This is a genomic window from Phycicoccus sp. (genome assembly GCF_035325325.1).
In the GTDB taxonomy this organism is placed as follows: domain Bacteria; phylum Actinomycetota; class Actinomycetes; order Actinomycetales; family Dermatophilaceae; genus Phycicoccus.
In genome coordinates, this window is the sequence record NZ_DAOLAC010000002.1 from 38,930 (window position 1) to 62,650 (window position 23,721).

General features: G+C 74.0%; 26 protein-coding genes. 10 read left to right on the forward strand and 16 right to left on the reverse strand.

Annotated features, from left to right (window positions below):
* The first annotated feature begins 27 nt into the window (after positions 1-27).
* Complete coding sequence (locus tag PKA89_RS01845; protein WP_324416022.1) at positions 28-1,221, forward strand: dipeptidase; 1,194 nt, start codon at positions 28-30, stop codon at positions 1,219-1,221.
* A gap of 12 nt (positions 1,222-1,233) precedes the next feature.
* Here PKA89_RS01845 and PKA89_RS01850 read toward each other — a convergent pair whose 3' ends face one another.
* The 4 genes from PKA89_RS01850 to dapA form a co-directional block, all read right to left on the reverse strand.
* Positions 1,234-1,938, reverse strand: a complete 705-nt coding sequence (locus PKA89_RS01850) for an ion channel (RefSeq protein WP_324416024.1) — start codon at positions 1,936-1,938, stop codon at positions 1,234-1,236.
* Between the two features lie 66 nt (positions 1,939-2,004).
* Positions 2,005-4,728 carry a DNA translocase FtsK 4TM domain-containing protein gene (locus tag PKA89_RS01855; RefSeq protein ID WP_324416026.1) on the reverse strand — a complete coding sequence of 908 codons (2,724 nt, stop codon included), beginning with the start codon at positions 4,726-4,728 and terminating at the stop codon, positions 2,005-2,007.
* A 670-nt stretch (positions 4,729-5,398) separates the two neighbouring features.
* A complete protein-coding gene (locus tag PKA89_RS01860) occupies positions 5,399-7,084 on the reverse strand; it encodes a ribonuclease J (protein WP_324416028.1) in 1,686 nt (561 codons plus the stop codon).
* Entirely contained in the window at positions 7,081-7,977 is an 897-nt protein-coding gene (gene dapA / locus PKA89_RS01865; RefSeq protein WP_324416030.1) for a 4-hydroxy-tetrahydrodipicolinate synthase, read from the reverse strand. Before dapA ends, PKA89_RS01860 begins: the two co-directional genes overlap by 4 nt.
* A gap of 193 nt (positions 7,978-8,170) precedes the next feature.
* Between dapA and PKA89_RS01870 the strand changes: the two genes are divergently transcribed.
* The 3 genes from PKA89_RS01870 (at position 8,171) to PKA89_RS01880 (ending at position 10,418) form a co-directional block, all read left to right on the forward strand.
* On the forward strand, positions 8,171-9,055 hold the full coding sequence (locus tag PKA89_RS01870) for a peptidase inhibitor family I36 protein (protein WP_324416032.1): 885 nt from the start codon (positions 8,171-8,173) through the stop codon (positions 9,053-9,055).
* 89 nt (positions 9,056-9,144) lie between these two features.
* Positions 9,145-9,954, forward strand: coding sequence for a thymidylate synthase (locus tag PKA89_RS01875; RefSeq protein WP_324416034.1), 810 nt, complete (start codon positions 9,145-9,147; stop codon positions 9,952-9,954).
* Positions 9,951-10,418: a dihydrofolate reductase gene (locus PKA89_RS01880; RefSeq protein ID WP_324416036.1), complete on the forward strand. Its 468-nt coding sequence runs from the start codon at positions 9,951-9,953 to the stop codon at positions 10,416-10,418. The genes PKA89_RS01875 and PKA89_RS01880 overlap by 4 nt, the downstream gene beginning before the upstream one ends.
* 3 nt (positions 10,419-10,421) lie before the next feature.
* Here the strand turns inward: PKA89_RS01880 and PKA89_RS01885 are convergent, their stop codons facing one another.
* On the reverse strand, positions 10,422-11,342 hold the full coding sequence (locus PKA89_RS01885) for an SMP-30/gluconolactonase/LRE family protein (RefSeq protein WP_324416038.1): 921 nt from the start codon (positions 11,340-11,342) through the stop codon (positions 10,422-10,424).
* Positions 11,343-11,412: 70 nt separating this feature from the next.
* Here PKA89_RS01885 and PKA89_RS01890 point away from each other — a divergent pair, with 70 nt between their 5' ends.
* From PKA89_RS01890 to PKA89_RS01905, 4 genes are read left to right on the forward strand one after another with little or no spacing between them, the layout of a single operon-like run.
* A complete protein-coding gene (locus PKA89_RS01890) occupies positions 11,413-12,144 on the forward strand; it encodes an enoyl-CoA hydratase-related protein (RefSeq protein ID WP_324416040.1) in 732 nt (243 codons plus the stop codon).
* Complete coding sequence (locus PKA89_RS01895; protein ID WP_324416042.1) at positions 12,144-12,755, forward strand: GNAT family N-acetyltransferase; 612 nt, start codon at positions 12,144-12,146, stop codon at positions 12,753-12,755. The genes PKA89_RS01890 and PKA89_RS01895 overlap by 1 nt, the downstream gene beginning before the upstream one ends.
* A gap of 29 nt (positions 12,756-12,784) precedes the next feature.
* Positions 12,785-13,510 carry an AzlC family ABC transporter permease gene (locus PKA89_RS01900; RefSeq protein ID WP_324416492.1) on the forward strand — a complete coding sequence of 242 codons (726 nt, stop codon included), beginning with the start codon at positions 12,785-12,787 and terminating at the stop codon, positions 13,508-13,510.
* On the forward strand, positions 13,507-13,821 hold the full coding sequence (locus PKA89_RS01905; protein ID WP_324416044.1) for an AzlD domain-containing protein: 315 nt from the start codon (positions 13,507-13,509) through the stop codon (positions 13,819-13,821). Before PKA89_RS01900 ends, PKA89_RS01905 begins: the two co-directional genes overlap by 4 nt.
* Here the strand turns inward: PKA89_RS01905 and PKA89_RS01910 are convergent.
* Genes PKA89_RS01910 through PKA89_RS01940 form a run of 7 tightly spaced genes read right to left on the reverse strand, consistent with a single transcriptional unit; the run spans position 13,744 to position 18,744 of the window.
* Positions 13,744-14,502, reverse strand: a complete 759-nt coding sequence (locus PKA89_RS01910) for a CbiX/SirB N-terminal domain-containing protein (protein ID WP_324416046.1) — start codon at positions 14,500-14,502, stop codon at positions 13,744-13,746. The two genes, PKA89_RS01905 and PKA89_RS01910, sit on opposite strands and share 78 nt — an antisense overlap.
* Positions 14,495-15,733, reverse strand: a complete 1,239-nt coding sequence (cobA, locus tag PKA89_RS01915) for a uroporphyrinogen-III C-methyltransferase (protein ID WP_324416048.1) — start codon at positions 15,731-15,733, stop codon at positions 14,495-14,497. Before cobA ends, PKA89_RS01910 begins: the two co-directional genes overlap by 8 nt.
* On the reverse strand, positions 15,730-16,476 hold the full coding sequence (dapB, locus tag PKA89_RS01920; protein WP_324416050.1) for a 4-hydroxy-tetrahydrodipicolinate reductase: 747 nt from the start codon (positions 16,474-16,476) through the stop codon (positions 15,730-15,732). The genes cobA and dapB overlap by 4 nt, the downstream gene beginning before the upstream one ends.
* Positions 16,477-16,515: 39 nt before the next feature.
* A complete protein-coding gene (locus PKA89_RS01925; RefSeq protein ID WP_324416052.1) occupies positions 16,516-16,926 on the reverse strand; it encodes a hypothetical protein in 411 nt (136 codons plus the stop codon).
* Positions 16,923-17,639 carry a hypothetical protein gene (locus PKA89_RS01930; protein ID WP_324416054.1) on the reverse strand — a complete coding sequence of 239 codons (717 nt, stop codon included), beginning with the start codon at positions 17,637-17,639 and terminating at the stop codon, positions 16,923-16,925. Before PKA89_RS01930 ends, PKA89_RS01925 begins: the two co-directional genes overlap by 4 nt.
* 13 nt (positions 17,640-17,652) lie before the next feature.
* Positions 17,653-17,976, reverse strand: a complete 324-nt coding sequence (locus PKA89_RS01935) for a hypothetical protein (RefSeq protein WP_324416056.1) — start codon at positions 17,974-17,976, stop codon at positions 17,653-17,655.
* 21 nt (positions 17,977-17,997) lie between these two features.
* Positions 17,998-18,744 carry a YbaB/EbfC family nucleoid-associated protein gene (locus PKA89_RS01940; protein ID WP_324416058.1) on the reverse strand — a complete coding sequence of 249 codons (747 nt, stop codon included), beginning with the start codon at positions 18,742-18,744 and terminating at the stop codon, positions 17,998-18,000.
* Positions 18,745-18,957: 213 nt separating this feature from the next.
* On the opposite strand from PKA89_RS01940, the gene PKA89_RS01945 reads away from it, so the two are divergent.
* A complete protein-coding gene (locus PKA89_RS01945) occupies positions 18,958-19,095 on the forward strand; it encodes a hypothetical protein (protein ID WP_324416060.1) in 138 nt (45 codons plus the stop codon).
* Between the two features lie 58 nt (positions 19,096-19,153).
* Here the strand turns inward: PKA89_RS01945 and PKA89_RS01950 are convergent, their stop codons facing one another.
* The 4 genes from PKA89_RS01950 to PKA89_RS01965 all read right to left on the reverse strand — a co-directional run bounded on the left by PKA89_RS01950 (position 19,154) and on the right by PKA89_RS01965 (position 23,119).
* Positions 19,154-19,306 (reverse strand): hypothetical protein, encoded by a 153-nt coding sequence (locus PKA89_RS01950; protein WP_324416062.1) that lies wholly within the window; start codon positions 19,304-19,306, stop codon positions 19,154-19,156.
* A gap of 188 nt (positions 19,307-19,494) precedes the next feature.
* Positions 19,495-21,885, reverse strand: a complete 2,391-nt coding sequence (locus tag PKA89_RS01955; RefSeq protein WP_324416064.1) for a polyribonucleotide nucleotidyltransferase — start codon at positions 21,883-21,885, stop codon at positions 19,495-19,497.
* Between the two features lie 194 nt (positions 21,886-22,079).
* On the reverse strand, positions 22,080-22,349 hold the full coding sequence (rpsO, locus tag PKA89_RS01960; RefSeq protein ID WP_324416066.1) for a 30S ribosomal protein S15: 270 nt from the start codon (positions 22,347-22,349) through the stop codon (positions 22,080-22,082).
* A 125-nt stretch (positions 22,350-22,474) separates the two neighbouring features.
* A complete protein-coding gene (locus PKA89_RS01965) occupies positions 22,475-23,119 on the reverse strand; it encodes a TetR/AcrR family transcriptional regulator (protein WP_324416068.1) in 645 nt (214 codons plus the stop codon).
* Between the two features lie 60 nt (positions 23,120-23,179).
* On the opposite strand from PKA89_RS01965, the gene PKA89_RS01970 reads away from it, so the two are divergent.
* A complete protein-coding gene (locus PKA89_RS01970) occupies positions 23,180-23,674 on the forward strand; it encodes a cupin domain-containing protein (protein ID WP_324416070.1) in 495 nt (164 codons plus the stop codon).
* The last annotated feature ends 47 nt before the right edge of the window (positions 23,675-23,721 follow it).

Here is a 23,721-nt window from a genome sequence, read left to right on the forward strand (position 1 = left end):
TCGGGCACCCCCGGTAGGGTCGCGCGCATGCTCGACACGACCGGGGGACGCATCCGGGCGCTGCTGCGCGACCACCCCGTCCTCGACGGGCACAACGACCTGCCCTGGGAGGCCCGCGAGCGGGCGGCCTACGACTGGTCCCGTCTGGACCTCGCCGCGGGCGGCCTGCCGACGCACACCGACCTCCCGCGCCTGCGGGCCGGCGGCGTCGGGGCGCAGTTCTGGTCGGTCTTCGTGCCCGCCGACCTCGCCGGCGAGTCCGCGGTGACCGCCACGCTCGAGCAGGTCGACGCGGTGCACCAGATGGTGGCCGCGTTCCCCGGCGACCTGGCGCTGGCGACCACCCGCGCCGAGGTCGAGGCGGCCCTGGCCGCCGGGCGGGTCGCCTCGCTGATGGGCGCCGAGGGCGGCCACAGCATCGACTCCTCGCTCGGCACCCTCCGGATGCTCTTCGCGCTCGGGGTGCGCTACCTGACCCTCACCCACAACGACAACGTGCCGTGGGCCGACTCGGCCACCGCCGAACCGGTGCTCGGCGGGCTGTCGCCCTTCGGGAGCGAGGTGGTCCGTGAGATGAACCGGCTCGGGATGCTCGTCGACCTCTCGCACGTCTCGGCCGACACGATGCGCGACGCCCTCGACGTCGCCGAGGCGCCGGTCGTCTTCTCGCACTCCTCGGCCCGCGCGGTGTGCGACCACCCGCGCAACGTGCCGGACGACGTCCTCGAGCGGCTGCCGGCCAACGGGGGGGTCTGCATGGTGACCTTCGTCCCGAAGTTCGTCTCGTCGGCCGTGCGCGAGTGGGACCTCGAGACCGCCGACGCCGCGGCCGCGGAGGGCATCTCGTCCGCGGACTTCACGGCGTACGGGGCCTTCACGGCCGCGCGCCGTCGCACCCACCCGGCGCCGCGGGCCACGGTCGAGGACGTCGTCGCGCACTGCGAGCACGTCCGCGAGGTCGCGGGCGTCGAGCACATCGGGCTCGGGGGCGACTACGACGGCGTCGACGTGCAGCCCGAGGGGCTCGACGACGTCAGCGGGTACCCGCGGCTGCTCGAGGCCCTCGCGGACCGCGGCTGGAGCGACACCGACCTGGCCGCGCTGACGAGCGGCAACGCGCTGCGGCTGCTCGGCGAGGCCGAGGAGCGCGCCGCCGCCCTGGCGGCCACCCGGGGCCCGAGCGTGGCCCGCATCGAGGACCTCGACGGGCCGCGGCCCTGAGCGCCGCTCCGGTCACTGGCGGGCGCGGATGACGGTCAGCGCGACGAGCCGCGAGATGACCATCGCGACGTAGAGCACGCCACCCAGCTGCTCGATCGTCACCACGGCCCGGGCCTGTGGCCGCACGGGACCGACGTCGGACAGCCCGACGCTCGTGAGGTTCGCGCCGGAGAAGTAGAGCAGCTCGAGGAAGGTGCGCTTGCCCGGCCCGTCGACCGAGGTGAAGGAGCTCGGCCAGAGCTCCTGGATGGCCAGGAAGAGGTAGGCGAAGGCGAAGAGGAGGACGGTGAAGGCCGCTCCGACGGCGAAGAGCTCGTCCTTGGTGACCCAGGCGTCCTCGAACATGTAGGAGATGAGCGCGTACGCGGTGTAGAAGTAGAAGACCGCGAGCACCGCGTGCGCGAGGAGGATGACGTTCCCGGTCTCGTCGACGAGGCTCCAGACCTCGAGGACCGCCGCGGGGGCCGCGAGGGTGGCCGAGAGCCAGGTGAGGGCCGGCGTGCTGCGCACCGTGAAGACGGCGGTGACCACCGCGGCCAGGCTGAGCAGGGAGATGACCGAGCGTCCGCCCCGGGTGTCCTGGAGGAAGGGCAGCAGGAGGATGACGAGCACCTGCACCATGAGCAGGAAGGCCGAGGGCTGCTTGCGGAGGGTGGCCCGCCACCGCCGCCAGGTCGACGGCGGTGCGTCGCGCGCGTCCTCCCACGTCGAGCTCATGGCCGACACGGTAGCCGGGGGTGGTCGAGGATGCCGTCAGGCGGGGCGCACTGCGGGCGTCTCGCGTCAGCGGCGGCCGGTCAGCTCCCAGGCGTCCTCGCCGGAGCCGTCGTCCTCGTCGCCGTACTCCACGGCCACCGGGTAGCGGTCGAGGTCGGCCGCGACGGCGTCGCCGCCGTAGGCCACGACCGGGACCTCGGCGGTGTCGCCGTCCCGGACGGCGCCGGCCTGCTCGAGTGCGTGCGCGTCCCCGTCCATCGCCTCGCCGTCGAAGGGCTCGTCGGCGTCGGGGACGTCCTCGCCGCGCAGCAGCGCGAGGGTCGTCGGCAGGTCGTCCGGCTTGACGAGGACGTCGCGGGCCTTCGACCCCTCGGACGGGCCGACGACCCCACGCGACTCGAGGAGGTCCATCAGCCGGCCGGCCTTGGCGAAGCCGACCCGCAGCTTGCGCTGGAGCATCGAGGTCGAGCCGAACTGGGTGGTCACGACCAGCTCGGTGGCCTGGAGCAGGAGGTCGAGGTCGTCGCCGATGTCGTCGTCGACCTGCTTCTTGGGCGCCACGACGACGACGTCCTCGCGGTAGGCCGGCTTGAGCTGTGCGGTCACGTGGGTGACGACGGCGTGGATCTCGGACTCGGTGACCCACGCGCCCTGGACGCGCATCGGCTTGCTCGCTCCCATCGGGAGGAACAGGGCGTCACCCTGGCCGATGAGCTTCTCGGCGCCGGGCTGGTCGAGCACGACCCGGCTGTCGGCGAGCGAGGAGGTCGCGAAGGCCATCCGCGAGGGGACGTTGGCCTTGATGAGCCCGGTGACGACGTCGACCGAGGGACGCTGGGTCGCGAGGACCAGGTGGATGCCGGCGGCCCGCGCGAGCTGGGTGATCCGGACGATCGACTCCTCGACGTCGCGGGGCGCGACCATCATGAGGTCGGCGAGCTCGTCGACGATGACGAGGAGGTACGGGTAGGGCGTGAGGACCCGCTCCGAGCCCGGCAGCGGCTTGACCTTGCCCGTGCGCACCGCCTTGTTGAAGTCGTCGACGTGCTTGAAGCCGAACTGGGCGAGGTCGTCGTAGCGGGTGTCCATCTCCCGCACGACCCACTGGAGGGCCTCGGCGGCCTTCTTCGGGTTGGTGATGATCGGGGTGATGAGGTGCGGGATGCCCTCGTACGCGGTCAGCTCGACCCGCTTGGGGTCGACGAGGACCATCCGCACCTCGTCCGGCGTCGAGCGCATGAGGATCGAGGTGATCATCGAGTTGACGAAGCTCGACTTGCCGGCGCCGGTGGCGCCCGCGACGAGCAGGTGCGGCATCTTCGCGAGGTTGGCGATGACGTAGCCGCCCTCGACGTCCTTGCCCACGCCCATGACCATCGGGTGCTCGCTGCCGCGCGCGACCTGGCTGCGCAGGACGTCGCCGAGGCTGACCTTCTCGCGGTCGGTGTTGGGGATCTCGATGCCGATCGCCGACTTGCCGGGGATCGGGCTGAGGATGCGCACGTCGGCGGACGCGACGGCGTAGGCGATGTTCTTCGAGAGCGCCGTGACCCGCTCGACCTTGATGCCCGGGCCGAGCTCCACCTCGTAGCGGGTGACCGTCGGGCCGCGGGTGAAGCCGGTGACCTGGGCGTCGATCTCGAACTGGTCGAGGACCGTGGTCAGGGCCTCGACGACCCGGTCGTTGGCCGCGCTGCGCGCCTTGTGCGGACTGCCCGGCTCGAGGATCCCCGAGTCCGGGAGGGTGTAGGTGACGTCGCCGGCCAGCGAGAGCTGCTCGACGCGCTGGGGCAGCTGCGAGGTCGGCGGCGCCTCGAGGGAGGACGTCGCGGCCGCCTGGGCCGGGGCGAGGCCCGCGGCCCCGGCCGGACCGGTCGGGGCGGTCGCGGCGGGAGCCTCCGGCGCGGCGGGGCGCTTCTGGCCCGGACGCAGGCGCTTGCCCGTGCGCGGGTCGACCGCGGCCGCCTGCTCGAAGGCCTCGTCGCCGTGCAGCGGCCCGTCGGCCTCCGCACGCGCCCGGGCCCGCGAGCGGCGGGTCGTGGGCTTCGGCTCCTCGGCGGCCGGCTGCGGGGTGTGGCCGGTGAGGCGGTCGACGAGCTCGCGCAGCCGCTCGGGCACCTGGTGCAGCGGTGTGGCGGTGAGGACGAGGACCCCGAACAGCCCGAGGAGGAGCAGCAGCGGGACCGTGCCGTAGACCGACACGGCCGCCTGGAGCGGGCTGGAGGCGAGGAAGCCGATGATGCCGCCGGCGGCCCGCATCCCGTCGGCGCCCTCGGGTGGGGTCGGGACGTCGTTCGCGACGTGGACCAGCCCGCACGCGGCGAAGGCCAGCGCGGTGGTCCCCACGGCCATCCGGGAGGTGGCGGCCTCGTCGGTCGGGGCGCGCAGCACCCGGACGCCGAAGGCGAGGAGGACGAGCGGCACCGCGTAGCCCACCTTGCCGAACGTGCCGGCGACGACGGCGTGGACCACCACACCGACCCCACCGGGCATCCCCCACCACTCGCGGGCGGCAACGACGACGGCCAGGGCGACGAGCAGCAGGCCGAGCCCGTCACGGCGGTGCTCGGGTTCCAGGTCGCGGCCGGTGTCGCCGACCTTGCGGGCCACCGCGCCGGTGGCGTGCGCCAGCCCCATCCACGTCGTCTGGGCGGCCCGCAGCGGCAGCGGCAGTCCGCCCGAGCGCGGTGCGCGGCGGGTCGAGCGGGGCCGGGCCGTTCCCTTGCGGGTGGCCGGCCGGCGCGCGCTGCCGCTGCGGGCGCGGGAGGTGGAGGACGTGCGTGTCGCCATGCGTCGCAGGCTACGCTAGAGTCACATCCGACTCACGTGTCACACGCGGCACGTCGCGGTCGGATCCTGCGCCGGGGAACCGCGGGCCACGCACACAAGTGCGGCGTCCCGCCCGACCCCTGTCATCGAGCGGGACGCCGCACCCGTCGCCCCCGAGACGGCGGGCGACTCCGGTGGTGCCGTGGCCGGCCGGACCCGCCGGAGCGGGTCGTGGCGCGGAGCGGGCCTCCGGGCGTCCTGGGCGCCGAGCCGACCGGGTGGCTTCCGTTCCGACCGGTTGGCGTGGCGCTGACTGGAACTTTACGAACTCTTTACTGTTTTCGCTAGGGGTTCGGCGAAGTTTCCGGAAACCGGCCGAACGGTTGATCCGTGCAGGTCAGCAGGTGTTCCGAAGGGCGCCGGAGGTCACACCGCGCCGCCCGGCCGCGACGGCGGCCGTGGTCGGGTGCGGCATGCGTTCCATCCCTTCGGGACGACCACTCCGAAGAGCGGCTCCTTGAACTGTACTGACCAGTACTTTACGATCTCTTTACTTTTTTGCGGGGAGTTCTTGGGGTTGTGTCGCCACAGCTGGCCGAACGGATGACCCCTGCGGGACGGCCCACGGATCCGTCGAACACGCCACGACCCGCACCCCCGGACGAGGGTGCGGGTCGTCGACGTCGGGCGGTCAGGCCTCGATGACGGTGGGGATGATCATCGGGCGACGCTTGATCTTGCGGCCCACCCAGGGGCCGATGGTGCGGCGCACGACCTGCTGCAGCTGGTGGGAGTCGGTGACGCCCTGCGCGGTGGCCTCGTCGAGGGCCTGCTCGATGCGCGGGCGGATCTCGTCGAAGACGACGTCGTCCTCGACGAAGCCGCGCGCGGTGATCTCGGGTCCGGCGACGACCTTGCCGCTCATCGAGTCGACGACGACGACGACCGAGATGAAGCCCTCGTCGCGCAGGATGCGCCGGTCCTTGAGGAGGGTCTCGTCGGCCTCCCCCACCGACGAGCCGTCGACGTAGACGTACCCGCACCGCACCGCGCCCGCCACGGACACCCGCCCGTCGACGAGGTCGACGACGACGCCGTCCTCGACGACCGCGACGTTGCGCCGCGGGATGCCGGTGGCCACGGCGAGGTCGGCGTTGGCCACGAGGTGGCGCCATTCCCCGTGCACCGGCATGACGTTGCGGGGCTTGACGATGTTGTAGCAGTACAGGAGCTCACCGGCGCTCGCGTGCCCCGACACGTGCACCTTGGCGTTGCCCTTGTGCACGACCTGCGCGCCGAGCCGCATGAGCCCGTTGATCACCCGGTAGACGGCGTTCTCGTTGCCCGGGATGAGCGAGGACGCGAGGAGGACGGTGTCGCCCTCGCCCACCTCGATCCGGTGGTCGCGGTTGGCCATCCGGGAGAGGGCGGCCATCGGCTCGCCCTGGCTGCCGGTGCAGATGAGGACGATCTTGTGGTCTGGGAGGTCGTCGAGCGTCTTGACGTCGACGAGCACGCCGTCGGGGACGTGCAGGTAGCCGAGGTCGGCCGCGATGCCCATGTTCCGCACCATCGACCGACCGATCATCGCGACCTTGCGTCCGGACTTCTGGGCGGCGTCGAGGACCTGCTGGACCCGGTGGACGTGCGAGGAGAAGCAGGCGACGATGATCCGCCGCTCGGCGTGCCGGAAGACCTTGTCGATGGCCGGCGCGATCTCGCGCTCGGGCGTCGTGAACCCCGGAACCTCCGCGTTCGTGCTGTCGGTGAGGAAGAGGTCGACCCCCTCCTCGCCCAGCCGGGCGAAGGCGCGCAGGTCGGTGAGCCGCCCGTCGAGCGGCAGCTGGTCCATCTTGAAGTCGCCGGTGTGCAGGAGCGTGCCGCCGGGAGTGCGGACGCAGACCGCGAGGGCGTCGGGGATGGAGTGGTTGACCGCGACGAACTCGCAGTCGAAGACCCCGAACCGCTCGCGCTGCCCCTCTGCCACCCCGAGCGTGAACGGGGTGATCCGGTGCTCGCGCAGCTTGGCCTCGATGAGGGCCAGGGTCAGCTGCGAGCCGACGACGGGGATGTCGGGCTTGAGCCGCAGGAGGTACGGCACCGCGCCGATGTGGTCCTCGTGACCGTGGGTGAGCACGATCGCCTGCACGTCCTCGAGCCGGTCCTCGATGGCCGAGAAGTCCGGGAGGATGAGGTCGATGCCGGGGTGGTGGTCGTCCGGGAACAGCACACCGCAGTCGATGACGAGCAGCTGGCCGTCGTGCTCGAGGACGGTCATGTTGCGACCGACCTCGCCGAGGCCGCCGAGCGGGATGACCCGGACGCCGCCGGGCGCCAGCGGTGCGGGGAGGTCGAGGTCGGGGTGGGGGTGACTCATGAGTCCTTCGGGGTGGGGAGGGTGGCGAGCGCCGTCCGGAGCGCCTCGAGGTGCTCCGGCGGGGACTCGACGAGGGGCAACCGCACGGCGGCGGAGTCGAGGACGCCGAGCTCGACGAGCGCGGCCTTGGCCATGATCGCGCCCTGTGAGGGCGACATGATCGCGTCGACGACGGGGACGAGCCCGCGGTGGAGGCGGCGGGCCTCGGCGAGGTCGCCGCGGTCGACGGCCTCGAGCATGGCGCGGTACTGGGCACCGGCGACGTGTCCCACGACGGACACCACGCCGGTCGCCCCGATCGCGAGGAGGGGCAGGTTGAGGGCGTCCTCGCCGCTGAACCAGAGCAGGTCGGTCGCGGCCATCGCCCGGGTCGAGGCCGCGAGGTCGCCCTTGGCGTCCTTGACGGCGAGGATCCGCGGGTGCTCGGCGAGGGCGAGCAGGGCGTCGTGCGAGAACGGGATGCCGGTGCGACCGGGGATGTCGTAGAGCATCACCGGCAGGTCGGTGGCGTCGGCGACGGCCCGGCAGTGGGCGACGAGCCCGGCCTGGGTCGGCTTGTTGTAGTAGGGCGAGACGACGAGCAGGGCGTGGGCCCCCGCCGCCGCCGCCCGCTCGGCCATGTGGACGGCGTGGGCGGTGTCGTTCGAGCCCACCCCGGCGACCACGCGGGCGCGCTCGCCCGCGACGCCGGTGACGAGGCGGACCATCGCGATGCTCTCGTCGTCGGTGAGCGTCGGGGCCTCGCCGGTCGTCCCGTTGACGACGAGGCCGTCGTGCCCGGTGCCGAGCAGGTGCTCGACGACCTTCTCGGTGCCCGCCTCGTCGAGCGCACCGCCGGGGGCCATCGGGGTGACCATCGCGGTGAGGACGCGGCCGAACGGGGAGGAGCTCATGCGGTCCAGCGTAGTGCGCGCGCCCACCCCCGGGTCGCCGCCACCCGCCGGGGAGTCCTCCCCGCACGCCCCGGTTGCCGGGGCCCGACCCCGGGTCTAGCGTCGCCGACGGGCGCCACCGGCGTCCCGGCCGTCCGGGGGGATCCGTCGCGGCCGTCACGTGCGGCCACGGCCGCAGGAGGGGGAAGCACCCATGATCACGCGCCTGGCGGCCACGGCCGCCGCCGTCCTCGGACTCGCGCTCGGCCTCGTGGCCACCGCGCCGGCGGCCAACGCGGCCGCCCGCAACGGCTCGTGCGAGTCCGGCGAGTTCTGCCTGTACTACAACAGCGGGGCCACGGGTTCGCTCGTCGACCTCGTGCACAGCCAGCGCGACTACGGCACCGGACCCGGCTGCATCACGTTCGTCTCCGCCGGCAACGGCCGCGGCCAGTGCGTCAAGAACAACACCGCGGCGGTGTGGAACCGCACCGGCAAGCAGGTGTACGTCTTCTACAACAGCGACTTCGGCGGCGTCCACGACATCATCCCGGCGGGCGCGAAGGTCGACCTCAACGCCAACGTCAAGAACGACAACGCCTCGCAGATCATCGGCGACGCCTCGCTGCGGTTCCCGCTCAACGTCAGCCAGGCGACGGTCAAGAACCAGTCGCCGCTCACGTGGTGCTGGAACAGCAGGACCAACTGCCACCACGACTACAACGCCGCCGACATCTTCGCCCCCACCGGCACCGCCGTCGTCTCGCCGGTCGCCGGCACCGTCATGACCGTCCGTCCGGGCTCGGAGACCGCCGGCGCGACGGCCACGGTCAAGGACGCCTTCGGCCGGCTGTGGTTCTTCCAGCACATGGACAACGACCCGGGGCCGGTGGTGCACGTCGGCCAGCACCTGACCAAGGGTGACCGGGTCGGCACGGTCGGCACCCGCGCGCACGCGATGGGCACCCAGCCCCACCTGCACCTCGACATGCGCGTCGGCGTCGACGAGCGGGTCAGCTGCACCGGTGCCGCCTGCGCCGGGTACGGCTTCGTCAACAACCAGCCGCTGCTGCGGACCGCGTTCCTCCGACGCCCGTGAGCCGCTCCGGGGCCGGGTGGTGCGCACCGCGCCCGCCCGGCCCCGGGCGCCTCCGGCGGGGTCGGCCCGCCCGGGCCTAGGCTGGACCCGTGCGCCAGTACCTCGACCTCCTCGACCACGTGATGACCCAGGGCGTGGAGAAGTCGGACCGCACGGGCACCGGCACCCGCAGCGTCTTCGGGTACCAGATGCGCTTCGACCTCACCGCCGGCTTCCCCGTCCTCACGACCAAGCGCCTCCACCTGCGCTCGATCATCGGCGAGCTGCTGTGGTTCCTCCGCGGCGACACCAACGTCCGGTGGCTGCAGGAGCGCGGCATCACGATCTGGGACGAGTGGGCGGACGAGCACGGCGACCTCGGCCCGGTCTACGGCCACCAGTGGCGCTCCTGGCCGACCCCGGACGGGCGCACCGTCGACCAGGTCGCCCGGGTCGTCGAGTCGATCCGCGCCAACCCGGACTCGCGCCGACACATCGTCTCCGCGTGGAACGTCGCCGACGTCGACGACATGGCCCTGCCGCCCTGCCACACGATGTTCCAGTTCTACGTGCGCCCGGCGGCCGACGGGGGTGCGGCCTTCCTCGACTGCCAGCTCTACCAGCGCAGCGCCGACGTCTTCCTCGGGGTGCCCTTCAACATCGCGAGCTACGCCCTGCTGACCATGATGGTCGCCCAGCAGACCGGGCTGCGGGCCGGCGAGTTCGTCCACACCCTCGGCGACGCGCACCTCTACCTCAACCACCTCGAGCAGGCGGCGCTCCAGCTGACCCGCGAGCCCCTCCCCCTGCCGACCATGGTCATCACCCCCCGCGCCTCGGTCGACGCCTACGAGCTCGAGGACTTCGAGCTCGTCGGGTACGAGGCGCACCCCTCCATCAAGGCCCCGATCGCCGTATGACCCGGGTCTCGCTCATCGCCGCGGTCGCCCGCAACGGCGTCATCGGGACCGGTTCCGCGATGCCGTGGCACCTGCCGGCCGACTTCGCGTTCTTCAAGCGCACGACGATGGGCCACCCACTCGTCATGGGACGTCGCACGTTCGACTCGATCGGGCGGGTGCTGCCGGGACGGCGCACCATCGTCATCACCCGCCGGCCCGACTGGACGCACGCCGGTGTCGAGGTCGCGCACTCGCTCGTCGAGGCGCTGGCGCTCGCCGGACCGGCCGACGAGGTGTTCGTCGCCGGTGGGGGCGAGGTCTACGCCGAGGCGATGCCGTACGCGCACCGGCTGCTCGTCACCGAGGTCGACCGGGAGCCGGAGGGCGACGTGCACTTCCCGGCCATCGACCCGCACGCGTGGCACGAGACGGGTCGCGAGCCCGGCGACGGCTGCGCCTGGGTCACCTACGAACGGCGCTGAGGGTCAGGGCAGCTGGCCGACCGCGATGGCCGGCTCGACGAGGCTGCCGAGCCAGACCCGACCCTCGTGCTCGCGCACGCCGGTCGCGACGTGCCAGCGGGTCGCGTCGAAGTCGAGGTCGTGGACGACGCGCGCCTCGTCGTCGAGGGCCAGGACGCGCGCGGTGCGCCGCGGTGCCGGCTTGACCCGCTCGGGCAGCCGCCGCACGACGGCCCGCACCTGGCGCGGGCTGCGCTGGAGGAGGGCGAGGACGGGGTCGGTCGGCGACGCGACGGTGACCCACACGAGGCCGTCGGAGCCGAGCGCGATGTTGTCCGGGTGGCCGGGCAGGTCCTCCACCCACGTCGTCGGCTCGCCCGGACCGTCGCCGCGCAGCGGGACCCGCCGGATGCGGCAGGTCGCCGTCTCGGCGACGAGCACGCCGCGCTCCCCCGGCAGCAGGGCGACGCCGTTGGCGAAGGCCAGGCCGTCGAGGACCGTCGTCACCGTGCCGTCGGGGGCGCGCCGGAGCAGCCGCCCGGTGCACGTGTGCTCGACGAGGTCGTTCTTCCAGTCCTCGACCTGCCAGCGCCGGCTGGAGTCGGTGAACCAGATCGTGCCGTCGGCCTGGACCGCGGCGTTGTTGACGAAGAGCAGGCGCTCCCCGTCGACGTCGGTGACGAGCGTCTCGGACTCGCCGGTCGAGGTGTCGAGGGCGAGCAGGCCGCGGTGCGCGTCGCAGACGAGGAGACGTCCGTCCGGGAGCCACTCCAGCCCGAGCGGGCGGCCCCCGGTGGCGGCGACCGTCCTCACGCTCCCGTCGGCGGGGTCGTGCACGTGCACCGCGCCGTCGGCCGTGCCGGTCCACACCCGCCCGTCCGGCCCCACGAGCACGTCCTCGGCCCCCGGGCCCGGGACGGGGACGACGGTGAGCGGCAACGTCATGACCGGAGCGTAGGGGCTGCCGCCCGGGACGGCACCCCGGCGCCGGCGCACGCCTCGGTAGGGTCGGGGGATGCCCGTCCACGCCTCCCGCACCGACGACGTCGCCGTCGTGACGATCGACCGGCCGCACCGGCGGGGCGCCCTCGACCTCGAGGCGCTCGAGCAGCTCCACGCGGCGGTGGCCGAGTCGGTCGCCACCGGGGCCCGGGCGCTCGTGCTCACGGGCAGCGAGGGCCACTTCTGCTCCGGGGCCGACCTCACCGAGCTCGAGGACGTCTCGTTCACCCAGCGGCTCGCCGAGGTGCTCACCCACCTCGCCGGCCTGCCGGTGCTGACCGTGGCCGCGGTCGAGGGCTCGTGCATGGGCCTCGGGATGCAGCTCGCACTCGCCTGCGACGTGCGGGTCGTCGCCGACTCCGCGCGCTTCGCCGTCCCGGTCGCGCGGCTCGGTCTCATGGTCGACCACTGGACCATCGACCGGCTCGCCCGGTTCTGGGGCGAGGGAGCGGCCCGGCACCTGGTCCTCACCGCCGCCGTGCTCGACGCCGACGACGCCTGGCGGCTCGGCTTCGCCCAGCGCCGGGGTGGCCTCGAGGACGCCGTCGCGCTGGCGACCGCCGCCACCCGGCTGGCACCGCTGGCCCAGGCCGGCTCCAAGATCGGCTTCGACGCCCACCACGACGACGCGGCCGGGGTGGCCCGCTACGAGGCCGCCTTCGCCCGGGCCTGGTCGAGCGAGGACCTGCGCGAGGGCCGCGCCGCCTTCACCGAACGGCGCGAGCCGGCGTTCCGGGGGCACTGATGGCCGGCCACGAGCACCCGCACGCGCACGGCGACGCGCACGACCACCAGCACGGGCCGGGACCGGTCGCCGACGCGAGCGTGCGCCGTGCCCGGCCCAACGACGCGCCGGCGGTCGGCCGCGTCCAGGCCGAGGTCTTCCGCGCGACGTACGCCGGCCGGCTGCCGCAGGAGGTCCTCGCCCTCTTCGAGCCGGACGCCTTCGCCCGTGCGTGGCGCGAGGGACTGACCCGCCCGCCCGAGGGCGTGCACCGGCTGCTCGTCGCGTGCGCCGGCGAGCAGGTCGTGGGCGCCGTCGCGCTCGGCCCGTCCCAGGACCCCGACGCCGAGGGCGGCTGGGGCGAGGTGACCCTCCTCGCGGTCCACCCGGACGCCCGGCGCCAGGGCCACGGCTCACGGCTGGTCAACGCCGCCGTCGACGTGCTCCGCGAGGCCGGCGCCGACACGGTCACCGCGTGGCTGCCCGCCGACGACGAGGCCACCCGCGGCTTCCTCGCGGACTCGGGGCTCGGGCCGGACGGCGCCTACCGCGACCGGGTCGTCTCGCCCGAGGGCGAGACGCTGCGCGAGGTCCGGGTGCTCGCCCGGCTCGACGACCCCGACCGGCCGTGACCGACGCCGCGCCGGGGGCGGGTGCCGGCCTGCCCGACGCCCGACGGCGCGAGGTGCGCCGGCAGGCACTCTCGGTCGGCGGCGCGACCGGCCTCTACGGCGTCTCCTTCGGCGCGCTGTCCGTGGCGTCCGGGCTCGACGTCTGGCAGACCCAGGCGCTCTCGCTGCTGCTCTTCAGCGGGGGCTCGCAGTTCGCCGTCGTCGGGGTCCTCGGGGCCGGCGGGAGCGGTGCGGCGGCCGTCGCCACCTCGACCCTGCTCGGCGTGCGCAACGGCCTCTACGCCCTCCAGACCTCGCGTTTCCTCGGCGTCTCCGGCCTGCGCCGGCTGGCCGCGGCCCAGGTGACCATCGACGAGTCGACCGCCGTCGGCGTCGGCCAGCCGGAGCCCCCGGCGCAGCGGCTCGGGTTCTGGCTCACCGGGATCGCCGTCTTCGTGGGCTGGAACCTCATGACCCTCGTCGGCGCGCTCGTCGGCAACGCGCTGGGCGACCCGCGCACCTACGGGCTCGACGCCGCAGCGGCCGCGGCCTTCGCCGCGCTGCTCTGGCCCCGGCTGCGCAGCGGGGACGCCGCGGCGACCGCCGTGCTCGCCGTCTTCGTCGCCCTCGTGACCAGCCCCGTCCTGCCACCCGGGGTGCCGGTCATCCTCGCGGTGCTCGCGGCCGTCGCGGTCGGCCTGCGGCACACCGGCCGCCACGAGTCATCGCCCACCGCGCGACCCGGTGAGCTCGACGGGTCGGACCCCCTGCCGTGACGACGTGGACGACGGTGCTGATCGCCTGCGCGGCCGCCTACGCCCTCAAGCTCGCGGGGTACCTCGTGCCCGCGACGTGGGTCGAGGGACCGCGCCGCTCGCGGGTCATCGCCCTCCTGCCCGTCTCGCTGCTCGCCGCGCTCGTCGCCGTGCAGACGGTCGTCGGCGACGGCGGCACGCTGGTGCTCGACGCCCGGGCCGCCGCGCTGCTCGTCGCCGTCGGGCTGCTCCTCCTACGGGCGAACTTCCTCGTCGTCGTCGCCGGGGCCGCCCTCACGGCCGCGGTGCTCCGTGCCGTCGGCTGGTCCTGAGCGCAGCGCCGACCCGTACCGGTCGAGGACGACGTCGACGACCCGGGCGTCCGGCAGCAGGGGCGCCGTGACGACGTCGGCGCCGCTGGCGTCGAGCCGCCGCTGGAAGAACCCCGGCGCGAGCAGGTAGGAGACCACCGCCGTCAGCCGCTCCCCGTCGGTCGCGGCGAGTGCGTCGGCCACGGACGGCGATGGTCCCGCGGCGTAGCCCAGCCGCACCGGCGCACCCCAGCGCGCGGCGAGCCGCCGGGCGGTCTCCTGCGAGTCCGCCTGCGCCCGGTCGTCGCTCGATCCGGCCGGGGCGAGGACGATGTCGGCGTCACGAGGCACGCCGGCAGCCTCCATCCGAGCCAGGAGGAGGTCGACGAGGCGGTCGTCCGGCCCCAGGGCGGGGGTGACGACGACGTCCAGGCGGTCGGCGACGGCGGCCGCGAGGTCGACCCGCACGTGGTACCCGGCGGCGAGCAGCAGCGGGACGACGACGCCGGAACGGCCGTCCCGGCGGCGCGGCAGGCTCGCGACGACCGCGCCCACCGCCGGGCCGTGGACGTCGACGTAGGCCTCCCGGACCTCGACTCCGGGCAGCCGGGCGGCCACCGCGGCGACCGCGTCCGCGACGACCGCCCGGCCGGCGGGGTCTCGGGTGCCGTGGCCGCAGACGACGAGGGCGGGCTCAGCCATCGTCGGTCGAGGGGCCCGGGGGCGTGGCGCACACGGGGTCGTCGAGGAACCCCTCGGCCGCCACCCGCCCGACGACGACGACGGCGGGGGGGCGGACGCCCGCGGCGGCGAACACCTCGGCCGCGGTGGCGACGGTGGCGCGGGTGACCCGCTCGTGCGCGGTCGAGCCCTTCTCGACGGCGGCGACGGGCAGGTCGGCCGCGACGCCGTGCTCGAGCGCCGCCGCGCAGATGCGAGGCATCGCCGACACGGCCATGAGGAGGACGACGGTCGCGCCGCCGGCGAGCGCGCCGAGCATCGCCGGGTCGGCGCCGGCGTGGCCGGAGGTGACGAGCACGGAGGTCGCGACACCGCGCTGGGTGACCGGGATGCCGGCGAGCGCGGGGACCGAGAAGGCGGAGGTGACCCCCGGGACGACGTCGACCTCGACACCCGCCGCCCGGCAGGCGTGCACCTCCTCGCCACCCCGGCCGAAGACGTACGGGTCGCCGCCCTTGAACCGGACGACCGTGCGCCCGGCCCGGGCGTGCTCGACGAGGAGCCGGTTGATCTCGGCCTGCGGCACGGGGTGGTTGGTCGGGCTCTTGCCGACGTTGACCACCTCGACGTCGTCCGGCAGCTGCTCGAGGAGCCACGTCGCGCCGAGCCGGTCGGTGACGACGACGTCGGCGGTCGCGAGCGCCTCGAGGCCGGCGGTCGTCACGAGACCCGCCGCCCCGGGACCGCTGCCGACGAGGACCACCCGTCCCGCTCCCGCGCGGCGCCGGCGCAGGTCGACCTGGCCGGACTCGAGGAACCGGCCGAGGGCGTCGCGCACCGCCGCGGCCCGTCGCGGGTCGGGAGCCCCCGTCCCCACGACCCCGATCCGCAGGTCGCCGTGCGTGCTCGACGCCGCCACCCGGGCCGAGCCCGCTGCGCCGTCGGAGGCGTCGACGCAGAAGGTGCGGCGCTCCTCGCACCACGCGACGACCCGGGCGTTGGCCTCGAGGTCGGAGGTGGCCGCCACCACGAGCCAGGCGCCGTCGACGTCGCGCTCCTCGACGGGGCGCTCGAGCAGCTCGACGTCGCCGTGCGAGGCGATGCGCCGGGCGTCGTCGGAGGGGGCGGGGTCGACGAGGACCACGCGGGCGCCGTCCTCGACGAACCGCCGCACCCGCCGGACACCGACCGTCCCGGCCCCGACGACGACGACGCGGCGCCCGGTGAGCTCGAGACCGACGAGCGTGGTCACCCGAGGCCGAGGTAGTGCTCGAGGCCGACGGTGAGCCCGGGGCGCGAGCCGACCTCGCGGACCGCCGCGAGGACGCCGGTCATGAAGGACGCGCGGTCGAAGGAGTCGTGCCGGAGGGTGAGCATCTCGCCCGGACCGCCGAGGAGGACCTCCTGGTGCGCGACGAGGCCGCGCAGCCGCACCGAGTGCACCGGGACGCCGTGCACGCGGGCCCCGCGGGCGCCGTCGGGGTCGTGCGTCGTGGCGTCCGGGACGGGGTCGCAGCCGGCGGCGTCGCGGGCGGCGCCGACCAGCTCGGCGGTGCGGGCCGCGGTGCCGGACGGGGCGTCGACCTTGTCCGGGTGGTGCAGCTCGACGACCTCGACCGACTCGAAGAACGGGGCGGCCCGGCGGGCGAAGTCCATGAGGAGGACGGCGCCGACGGCGAAGTTGGGGGCGACGAGCACGCCGACTCCGGGCGCCTGCGCCAGCTGCCCGCGCAGCGTGTCGAGTCCTTCGTCGGTCCACCCGGTCGTGCCGACGACGACGTGGACCCCCTGCGCGACGCAGTGGGCCACGTTGGCCGGCGAGGCGTCGGGCACCGAGAACTCGACGGCGACGTCGGCCCCGGAGAGGTCGCCGAGGTCGTCGCCGGCGTCGAAGCACCCGACGAGCTCGAGGTCGTCGGCCGCCTCGACCGCGGCGCAGACCGCCCGCCCCATCCGGCCCGCGGCCCCGACGACGGCGACCTTCGTCCCACTCATGGCGGCCACTGTAGCCAGCCCGCGGCGGCCGGCCGCAGGTCAGTCCGTGGCGTGCCCCGGGGCCGAGCGGCCCTGGAGGGCGAGGACCACCGCACCCGCGGCGGGCACGGCGAGGATGAACGCGACGCCCACGGCCGCGTCCGCCGCGTCGCCCTGGACGACCCCGAGCAGGCCGCCGAGCGCGAGGACGAGCACTGCGACCCAGCCGAGGACGACGGCCCCGCGCAGCACGCCGCGAGCCGACCGGTCGGCGAGCTGCATCCCGCTGCCGAGGGCGACGAGCAGGGCGGCGAGGACCCCGAGCAGCGCCCCGGCCTGCCACGACCCCAGCGTGGCCCCGGAGGCGTCCGGGGCCACCGCCTCCGGCGCCATCGTCGTCAGGAGGACCCCGACGACGACGAGCAGCGCCGCGGCGACCAGCCGCAGCACCGCCCGCCCGGAGTCCGTCACAGGACCGCCCCGCTCGGCCACGCCCCGTCGGGGAAGCCGTTGTTGTCGTTCATCTTCTGGGTCAGGGTGTTCTTCGCCGACGTGCAGTCGCTCTTGAGCAGCTCGCCGCCCGTGTAGAACGCCCCGACGGCCACGAGGGCGGCGCCGGCGGCGATGAAGATGCCCGCGGGGATGCCGAAGATCGTCGCCGAGGAGGCGAGCGCCGAGATGATGCCGACGACGAGCGCCCCGAGTGCGGTGATGAGGCCCATGTAGAACTTCGTCAGGCCGCCGCGCACGGTGTCGAGCGCCGTGCTGATGGTCGTGACGTACGTCGTGACCACCTTCTCCAGCGCCGTCTGGTGCAGCTTGGCCCGGCCGGCGTAGGCGTCGGCGGCGTCACCCTCCCAGGTGTCGTCGGCGCGCAGCACGGCCGAGGCGTCGACGGCGTCCTTCTTCGCGCTGACCGGACCGGCGACCTGCGAGGACCAGGCGTTCGCCGAGGTGCTCAGCTGGTCGCGGTCGCCCATGTTCGTCGTGATGTAGGTCAGCCGGTCCCAGAAGTCGTTGAACTTCCCGACGAGGTAGTCCCAGGCGTCGCGGACCTTGTCCGCGAGCCAGCCGAGTCCCCACGGGATCCAGCCGAGGAAGTCGTTGACCACGCCGAGGAGCGAGTCGAGCTTGTCCTTGATCCGCTGGATCAGGTCCTCGATGCGCTGGATGAGCTCGTCCATGTCCGTCTCCCTCTCAGTCCGTCGTGGGGGCCCACGCGGAGCGCAGCCGGTCCACGGCCGCGGCGTCGGAGCCCTCGTAGGTGGTCTTGACCTTGCGCAGGCCGGTGGCGATGGTGCCGGTCTCGGTGGACCCGCCGTCGAGCAGGTCGTGCACCTTGCTGCGGTAGGACTCGTACGTCGTGTCGAGCCCCACGACGCCGGCCGCCCACGAGAGGCTGGTGATGCTCAGCGTCTGGACGGCGGCCGTCAGGGACGCGGTGCTCAGCGTCTGCGACACCTCGTCCCAGACCGCGGCGTCGTCGCCGAGGGCCTGCAGTGCCGCCTTGAGTGTGGTCATCGTCGGTCTCCTCCGTCGTGCTCAGCGGGCCCGGAGCCGGTCGGCGAGGGCGAGGGGGTCGGTCGAGAGCCGGTGCAGCTCACCGAAGACCGAGCGGTCGAGGACCTGCTCGACCCCGTGCTCGGCGACCTTGGCCAGCGCGTCGGCGTAGGCCTCCATGACGAGGCGCGAGATGTTCGCCGCGTGCCGCTCGGCGGCGCGGGGGCCGATGGTGACCCCGGTGACCGCGGCCGCGCCCGAGAGGGTGACGACGACGTCGGAACCCGCGGCCCGCCCCTCCACGGTGCGGCTCCCGACCTGCTGCACCTCCTCGACGACCTCGTCGAGCTCACCGAGCATCTGCTCGAGGAGGGTGGCCATCGCCTCGAGGGTGGCCGGCTCGGACCGCACGAGCGTCTCGCGGTCGGTCACCTCGTCCAGGCCCTCGGCCAGGCTGCCCGCGACGCCCGGGAGCGGTCGGGTCATCGGCCGGGGCTCGTCGAGCTCCTCGGCGAGTCCCGCGCCCCAGGCCCGGGCCGCGTTCGCTCCGGCGTCCGCGACCGCCGCGAGGACCGCTCCGCCGAGGGACTCGGCGTCCACGGTGGCCTCCCACCCGGCCCGGACGCGGACGGCCGTCAGCCGGCCCTCGGCCGTCACCGCGACGGTGACGACGCCGTCGGGGTCGCTGCCCTCGGTGTCCGTGCGACGGGCCGCGGCACGCTCGAACCGCTGCGCCGCGCGGTCGATGTCGTCGCGGACGTCGAGCAGGTCCTCCATCGGGTCGTGCATTGCGTCTCTCCCCTCCTCGGCCCGGGCCGACGCCCGCGCTCGGGTCGATTCGACCACAGGGGCGCGCCGTCCGACATGGGGAGGAGTCCCCACCGCGGCGTGTCCCACGGGCCGGACCGGCCGCGCCGTCGTTCACGTGCTGTTCACCTTCGAGGCGGCAAACCGCTATCCTCGAGGTGAACAGCAGGTGAACGCGACGAAAGGGGGCCCGCGATGAAGAAGGGCGCCACCACGACGACCCGCACCGGCCTGGCCGCGCGCTGGGTGCCGGTGACCGACGACCGGGGTCGCACCCGGATGGAGATGCGCTGGAGTGCACCTGTGCGGCTGCGCCCGCGCAGGGCCGCCTGAGCCCACCACGACGAGGCCCGCACCCACCGGGGTGCGGGCCTCGTCGTGTGCCCCCGGCTCACGCCCAGGCCGCGCCGCCCTCGGGCAGCTCGGCGGGCTCGGCCGGCTCCGGCCACGAGAGCGCGTCGGGCGCGCCCTCCCCCGGTGCGTCGCGGCCGTCCGGGTGCACCCCGGGTTCCGCGGCCTCCACCGTCATGGTCCCGCTGCTCACGTCGTCCACTGCACTCCCCCTGTCTCGACCGACCCGGCCGTTCCCCCCGGCCGTGCCGTCCCCACGCTAGTCCACCGCCGGCCGGCGCCGTGGCACGAAGGTGCCATCGTCACCGAAGGGCCGCCCTCGTGGGGACGGCGACGGCGCGCCACCCCGAGGGGTGACGCGCCGTCGTGGTCGTGCGCCGGTCAGGCGTCGGCCGGGGCCTCGCCCGCGTCGGCACGCTCGCCGCGGCCACGGCCGCCGCGCCGGCGACGGGTGCGGCGCGGACGGTCGCCCGCCTCGTCCGAGTCACCGGAGTCGGCGGACTCGTCACCGTCGACCTCGTCCGCGTCGTCCGCGTCGGCCGGGGCCGGCGCCGACGTCGTGGCCGGCGCCTCGTCGGCCCCCTCCTCACCCTCGGCGATGACCGCCGCGAGGGAGAGCTTGCCGCGCGGGTCGATCTCCTTGAGCTCGACCTGGATCTTCTGGCCGACCGCGAGGACGTCCTCGACGGCGTCGATCCGCTTGCCGCCGACGAGCTTGCGCACCTCGGAGATGTGCAGCAGGCCGTCCTTGCCGGGCAGGAGCGAGATGAACGCCCCGAAGGTCGTCGTCTTGACGACGGTCCCGAGGAAGCGCTCGCCGATCTCCGGCATCTGCGGGTTGGCGATGGCGTTGATGGCCGCGCGGGCCGCCTCCGCCGACGGGCCGTCGGTGGCACCGATGTAGATGGTGCCGTCGTCCTCGATCGAGATCTGGGCGCCGGTGTCGTCCTGGATCTGGTTGATCATCTTGCCCTTCGGGCCGATGACCTCGCCGATCTTGTCGACCGGGACCGTCACCGAGATGACGCGAGGAGCGTAGGGGCTCATCTCGTCGGGGGCGTCGATGGCCTCGTTCATGACGTCGAGGATGTGGAAGCGGGCGTCGCGGGCCTGGGTCAGCGCGCCGGCCAGCACGTCGGCGGGGATGCCGTCGAGCTTGGTGTCGAGCTGGATGGCCGTGACGAACTCGCGGGTGCCGGCGACCTTGAAGTCCATGTCGCCGAAGGCGTCCTCGGCACCGAGGATGTCGGTGAGCGCCGCGTACTGCGTCTGCCCGTCGACCTCCGCGGAGACCAGGCCCATCGCGATGCCGGCGACCGGGGCGCGCAGCGGCACACCGGCGTTGAGCAGCGACAGGGTGGACGCGCAGACCGAGCCCATCGAGGTCGAGCCGTTGGAGCCCAGCGCCTCGGAGACCTGGCGGATCGCGTAGGGGAACTCCTCACGCGTCGGCAGGACCGGCATGAGCGCACGCTCGGCGAGCGCCCCGTGGCCGATCTCGCGGCGCTTCGGCGAGCCGACGCGCCCGGTCTCACCGGTGGAGAACGGCGGGAAGTTGTAGTTGTGCATGTAGCGCTTGCGCGTCACCGGCGAGAGGGTGTCGAGCTGCTGCTCCATGCGGAGCATGTTCAGCGTGGTGACACCCATGATCTGGGTCTCGCCGCGCTCGAAGATCGCCGAGCCGTGCACCCGCGGCAGGACCTCGACCTCGGCGCTCAGGGCGCGGATGTCGGCGAGGCCACGGCCGTCGATGCGGACCTTGTCACGCAGGATGCGCTCACGGATGAGCTTCTTCTGCACCGACCGGTAGGCGGCGGAGAGCTCCTTCTCCCGACCCTCGAACTGCTCGGCGAGGGAGGCCTTCATCGACTCCTTGATCGCGTCGATGCGCTCCTCCCGCTCCTGCTTGCCGGCGATCTGGAGGGCCGCGGCGAGGTCGGCGCTGGTGGCCGACTCGACGGCGGCGTACGCGTCGTCCTCGTAGTCGAGGAAGATCGGGAACTCCTGGACCGGCTTGGCCGCGGTGGCGGCGAGCTCGGCCTGGGCGTCGCAGAGGGTCCTGATGAAGCCCTTGGCGGCCTCGAGGCCCCGCGCGACGATCTCCTCGGTGGGAGCCTGCTTGCCCATCGTCTTGACGAGGTCCCAGGTGTGCTCGGTGGACTCGGCCTCGACCATCATGATCGCGACGTCGTCACCGGCGACGCGGCCGGCCACGACCATGTCGAACGTCGAGCGCTCGATGTCGCTGAAGTTCGGGAACGCGACCCACTGGCCGTCGATCAGGCTGACCCGGACGGCACCGACCGGGCCGGAGAACGGCAGGCCGGAGATCTGGGTCGAGGCGCTCGCGGCGTTGATCGCGAGGACGTCGTACTGGTGGTCGGGGTTGAGCGACAGCACCGTGATGACGACCTGGACCTCGTTGCGCAGGCCCTTGCGGAAGGTCGGGCGCAGCGGGCGGTCGATGAGGCGGCAGGTGAGGATCGCGTCGGTCGAGGGGCGGCCCTCACGACGGAAGAACGAGCCGGGGATCTTGCCCGCGGCGTACATCCGCTCCTCGACGTCGACGGTCAGGGGGAAGAAGTCGAACCCCTCGCGCGGGCTCTTCCCGGCGGTGGTGGTGGAGAGGAGCATCGTGTCCTCGTCCAGGTAGGCGGCAACAGCGCCTCCGGCCTGCTTGGCCAGGCGTCCGGTCTCGAACCGGACGGTACGGGTGCCGAAGCTGCCGTTGTCGATGACGGCTTCGGTCGCAGTGATCTCGGGACCCTCCATGGGGCCTCCTTCTCTCGTGTCATTCACGCACGCGCATCGTCGTTGTGCGCGGGTGTGTCCTTCAGGTGGCGCCGCACGGGGCGGCACCGGTCACAGCTGACGGTGTTCAGTTGTGGGGTTCTTCGCGAGCGGCAGCGCCGCTCATGCGAGAAGGCGGTCCCCACACGGATGTGAGGACCGCCCTCTCGGAAGTCTCAACGACGCAGACCGAGGCGCTTGATGAGCGAGCGGTAGCGCTCGACGTCGATGCTCTCCAGGTAGCGCAGGAGGCGGCGGCGACGGCCGACGAGGAGCAGCAGGCCACGACGGGAGTGGTGGTCGTGCTTGTGCGTCCGGCTGTGCTCGGTGAGGTCCTTGATGCGCTGCGTCAGCAGCGCGACCTGGACCTCCGGCGAGCCGGTGTCGCCCTCGGCGGTGCCGTACTCGGCGATGATCTGCTTCTTGACGTCGGTGCTCAGCGGCATGGGGCGACGACTCTCCTTCGTGGTGTCTGCTGCGCGGCGCTCCCGGGCTGGTTCACCGGGGCTCTCTCTGATCCGCGGCCGATCTGACGGCAGTCAGCAAGGCTACCAGCGGGGGCAGCGGCGCCCTAATCGGCCAGGAGGGTCCGGGTCCAGGTGTCGAGGACGAGGGCGACGTAGTCCTCGGGCCCGCGGCCGCCCGCGGTGGCCAGCCGGTAGTAGGACGCACTGTTGCCGACCCACAGCCGGTGGGCCACCTCCGCGTCGTCGAGGTCGGGCCGCACCCCTCCTCCGGCCCGCAGGTCGGCGGCGAGCACCCGCATGTTCGCGGCCCGCCGCTCCTCGAGTGCCTCCCACACCCGGCGACATCCGGCGTCGGTGGCCGCCGCCTCGCGCAGCGACTCCGCGAGCGGGACGACCTGCGGCAGCCGGCGGCCCAGGGCAGCGGCATACACCTCGAGCTTCGCGCGGGCGCTCGGGGCGGCGCGGACCGCCGCCACGTAGTCCCGCTCGGTCGACGGCACGGGCTCGTCGGCGCCGGCCAGGGCCATGTCGTGGACGGCGAGGACCAGCTCGGGCTTGCGGCCGACGCTCGCGTACACCGTGTCGAGCGAGACCCCGGCCCGGCGGGCGACCTCGCCGACCGCGGTACCCGCGTACCCCTGCGTCGTGAAGAGGTGGCGGGCGGCGTCGAGCACGGCCCGGCGGGTCGCCTCGGCCTGCGCGGCCCGCCGGGGGGAGCGGTAGCGGCGGGGCTTGACGGCGTCGGTCACGGGTCCTACCGTACCAGTATTCGTCCGAAGCAAGTTCGGACCAATTGATCGGGAGGCGTCATGGGTGACGTCGTTCTCCACCGGGCCGGGGACGGGCCGGGCACCTGGGCCATGGGGTCGCTCTTCGAGCACCTCGTGACCGCGAGCCAGACCGACGGGCTCCTCGGGGTCTCGCTCGTCACCCAGCCGGTCGGCACCGCCACGCCCTTCCACCGCCACACCCACGAGGCCGAGGCGTTCTACGTCCTCGAGGGGCGCGTGCGCTACCGCGCGGGCGAGGACGTGTTCGAGCTCGGCCCCGGCTCGTTCGTCCACCTCCCGCGCGCCCTGCCGCACGCCTTCCGGATCGTCGGCGACGCCCCCGCCCGCTTCCTCGCGCTGACCACGCCGGGCGGCCTGATGGACCTCTACGACGAGGTGGGGGTGCCGGCGTCGTCGATGCACGTGCCCGGCCCGGGCGAGGGCCGCACGATCGAGGACGAGATCGCGCGCTGGAACGAGGTGGGACCGCGGTTCGGCCTCGAGGTCGTCGGTCCCCCGATCCCACCGGACTGACCCCGACGGGGCTCGCACGGGTGGCGGCCGGGTTCGTGCCGGGAGCC

What these genes read in the sequence shown, in the direction of transcription:
- PKA89_RS01845 (WP_324416022.1), top strand. Translation starts at nt 28, where the DNA reads ATGCTCGACACGACCGGGGGACGCATCCGGGCGCTGCTGCGCGACCAC.
- PKA89_RS01850 (WP_324416024.1), bottom strand. Translation starts at nt 1,938, where the DNA reads ATGAGCTCGACGTGGGAGGACGCGCGCGACGCACCGCCGTCGACCTGG.
- PKA89_RS01855 (WP_324416026.1), bottom strand. Translation starts at nt 4,728, where the DNA reads ATGGCGACACGCACGTCCTCCACCTCCCGCGCCCGCAGCGGCAGCGCG.
- PKA89_RS01860 (WP_324416028.1), bottom strand. Translation starts at nt 7,084, where the DNA reads ATGAGTCACCCCCACCCCGACCTCGACCTCCCCGCACCGCTGGCGCCC.
- dapA (WP_324416030.1), bottom strand. Translation starts at nt 7,977, where the DNA reads ATGAGCTCCTCCCCGTTCGGCCGCGTCCTCACCGCGATGGTCACCCCG.
- PKA89_RS01870 (WP_324416032.1), top strand. Translation starts at nt 8,171, where the DNA reads ATGATCACGCGCCTGGCGGCCACGGCCGCCGCCGTCCTCGGACTCGCG.
- PKA89_RS01880 (WP_324416036.1), top strand. Translation starts at nt 9,951, where the DNA reads ATGACCCGGGTCTCGCTCATCGCCGCGGTCGCCCGCAACGGCGTCATC.
- PKA89_RS01885 (WP_324416038.1), bottom strand. Translation starts at nt 11,342, where the DNA reads ATGACGTTGCCGCTCACCGTCGTCCCCGTCCCGGGCCCGGGGGCCGAG.
- PKA89_RS01890 (WP_324416040.1), top strand. Translation starts at nt 11,413, where the DNA reads ATGCCCGTCCACGCCTCCCGCACCGACGACGTCGCCGTCGTGACGATC.
- PKA89_RS01895 (WP_324416042.1), top strand. Translation starts at nt 12,144, where the DNA reads ATGGCCGGCCACGAGCACCCGCACGCGCACGGCGACGCGCACGACCAC.
- PKA89_RS01910 (WP_324416046.1), bottom strand. Translation starts at nt 14,502, where the DNA reads ATGGCTGAGCCCGCCCTCGTCGTCTGCGGCCACGGCACCCGAGACCCC.
- dapB (WP_324416050.1), bottom strand. Translation starts at nt 16,476, where the DNA reads ATGAGTGGGACGAAGGTCGCCGTCGTCGGGGCCGCGGGCCGGATGGGG.
- PKA89_RS01930 (WP_324416054.1), bottom strand. Translation starts at nt 17,639, where the DNA reads ATGGACGAGCTCATCCAGCGCATCGAGGACCTGATCCAGCGGATCAAG.
- PKA89_RS01935 (WP_324416056.1), bottom strand. Translation starts at nt 17,976, where the DNA reads ATGACCACACTCAAGGCGGCACTGCAGGCCCTCGGCGACGACGCCGCG.
- PKA89_RS01940 (WP_324416058.1), bottom strand. Translation starts at nt 18,744, where the DNA reads ATGCACGACCCGATGGAGGACCTGCTCGACGTCCGCGACGACATCGAC.
- PKA89_RS01945 (WP_324416060.1), top strand. Translation starts at nt 18,958, where the DNA reads ATGAAGAAGGGCGCCACCACGACGACCCGCACCGGCCTGGCCGCGCGC.
- PKA89_RS01955 (WP_324416064.1), bottom strand. Translation starts at nt 21,885, where the DNA reads ATGGAGGGTCCCGAGATCACTGCGACCGAAGCCGTCATCGACAACGGC.
- rpsO (WP_324416066.1), bottom strand. Translation starts at nt 22,349, where the DNA reads ATGCCGCTGAGCACCGACGTCAAGAAGCAGATCATCGCCGAGTACGGC.
- PKA89_RS01970 (WP_324416070.1), top strand. Translation starts at nt 23,180, where the DNA reads ATGGGTGACGTCGTTCTCCACCGGGCCGGGGACGGGCCGGGCACCTGG.